The 1,872-nt window shown below is 66.1% G+C and carries 2 protein-coding genes and 2 pseudogenes; 2 read left to right on the forward strand and 2 right to left on the reverse strand.

The features are described from left to right. Positions 1–221: pseudogene (locus tag HC022_RS25525) on the reverse strand (iron ABC transporter permease); the annotation flags it as partial. 82 nt (positions 222–303) lie between these two features. Between HC022_RS25525 and HC022_RS25530 the strand changes: the two are divergent. Beyond that, a complete protein-coding gene (locus HC022_RS25530) occupies positions 304–1,185 on the forward strand; it encodes a hypothetical protein (protein ID WP_167454259.1) in 882 nt (293 codons plus the stop codon). A 152-nt stretch (positions 1,186–1,337) separates the two neighbouring features. Here HC022_RS25530 and HC022_RS25535 read toward each other — a convergent pair. Continuing rightward, positions 1,338–1,548 (reverse strand): annotated as a pseudogene (locus HC022_RS25535) (DUF2312 domain-containing protein). Positions 1,549–1,674: 126 nt separating this feature from the next. Between HC022_RS25535 and HC022_RS25540 the strand changes: the two are divergent. Then, on the forward strand, positions 1,675–1,872 hold a 198-nt coding region (locus tag HC022_RS25540), incomplete at its 3' end, for a hypothetical protein (RefSeq protein WP_167454260.1).

The following is a 1,872-nucleotide window of genomic DNA, read 5'->3' on the forward strand; positions in this document are numbered from 1 at the left end:
CCGACGCCGAACATCAGCACCAGCGTGTTCGACAGGTACCGCGGCAGCGTTGTCGAGACGAGGTGCGGCCAGATGTTCTCGGCCGGGAACAGCGCGATCCAGAACACCGCGAGAATAGGCGCCACCACCAGCGCGGCGATCAGCGCCGCCCCGACCGACCACGGGCTGGGCAGCCGCCATCCGCGACGCGGCTTGACGGAGCTCTGATCTGCAAGGCTCATGCGCACTCTCCCGGGCAATTGCGGTTTTCCTCGCCGTGAAAGCCCTTATAGTGCGGCGCCGGGCCATTCAAAAGAGCAGGCAATGCAGATCACTCTTCACCTCGGCGTTCAGTGCACGGATGAGGACCGACTGCTCAAGGGGCTGCTCAAGAACGTCGGAGATCTGCGCAAGGACGGCATCTGCATCCCCGGCCCCGGACGCTACCGCACGCTGCTCTCGGAGACGCTGAACACGCTTGGCGAGGCCACGCCTGCGCCGGAGGCCCGCGAGGTGCTGCTCGACGCGATCCTCGACGAGGATCCCGAGACGGTGCAGCGGCTGGTGCTCAGCCACGAGAACCTGCTTTCGGTGCCGAAGCTGGCACTCTCGGGCGGCAGGCTCTACCGCAAGCTCGAACAGCGGCTGCCGGCGATGGCGCGGCTGTTTCCGGGCGACGGCATCGAGATCTTCGTGGGACTGCGCAACTTCGCGACCTACCTGCCTGCGGTCTACCGCAGTACGCCGCATGGCAGCTTCGACGAGTTTCTGTCGGGTGCCGATCCCATGCACCTGCGCTGGTCCGAGATGATCGCGCGGATCCGGACTGCCCTGCCCGACGCCCCGCTCACGGTCTGGTGCAACGAGGACACGCCGCTGATCTGGGGGCAGCTCCTGCACGAGATGGCCGGCATCGAGACCGACCGCAGGATCACCGGCGCCTTCGACCTGTTCTCCGAGATCGTCAGCCCCGAGGGGATGCAGCGCTTCCGCGCCTTCCTCAAGGAGAACCCGACGGTGAACGAGACGCAGAAGCGGCGGGTGATGATGGCCTTCCTCGACAAGTACGCGCTGGACGAGGCGGTGGAGGAAGAGCTGGACCTGCCCGGCTGGGACCCGGCCTATGTCGATATGCTGACCGAGCTCTACGACGAGGATGTCTGTCAGATCGGGCAGATGCCCGGCGTCACGCTGATCGAGCCCTAGGTGTTCAGTCCCGGCTTTTCGCGGACGGGTCGGCGCCCGTCGGCGCCATGCCTTGCGGAATCTCCGACCCGGGCCGGCACCGGGCGCCACGTGCGCAGGACGGCCTTCGCAAGGCGGTGCGAAAGGGGCGCACGCGGCGCCCCTGCGCGCCGTCACTCCATGCCGAGCGCGGCCTTGTACATCTCGAGCACCGCCTCTTCCTCGGCGATGTCGTCCTTGTCGCGCTTGCGCAGGGCGATGACCTTGCGCATGCTGGTCGGCGACTTCCTTCTTCTCGATCTCGAGCCGCTCGTAGCGCTCTATAAAGCTCTTAAGCTCGCCCGCCGCCACGCCGTAGCTGTTGCTCGAACCTTCGTCTTGCATCGTTCTTGTCTCCTGCCGGTTTGGCGTCTGAGTATCCCATGCCGCGCGCGGCCATCAAGGGGTTGCGGGAGCATGGGCGATGGATTACCGGAACCGGGATCTGCGAGGGCGAAGGGGAGAGACCCGATGGAATGGCTCATCTGGCTTGGAGCGGCGATCTCGGTGGTGGGACTCGGCGGGCTCTTCTGGTGCATCTGGCGCGTGTGGAGCGCCCGCAAGGCCGGGCTCGACGACGAGGCGCTGCGTGAGGTGGTGCGCAAGGTCGTGCCGCTCAACATGGGCACCATGATGCTTTCGGTCATCGGCCTGATGATGGTGATCGTC

This window comes from Salipiger sp. HF18, assembly GCF_011806505.1.
Lineage (GTDB): Bacteria > Pseudomonadota > Alphaproteobacteria > Rhodobacterales > Rhodobacteraceae > Salipiger > Salipiger thiooxidans.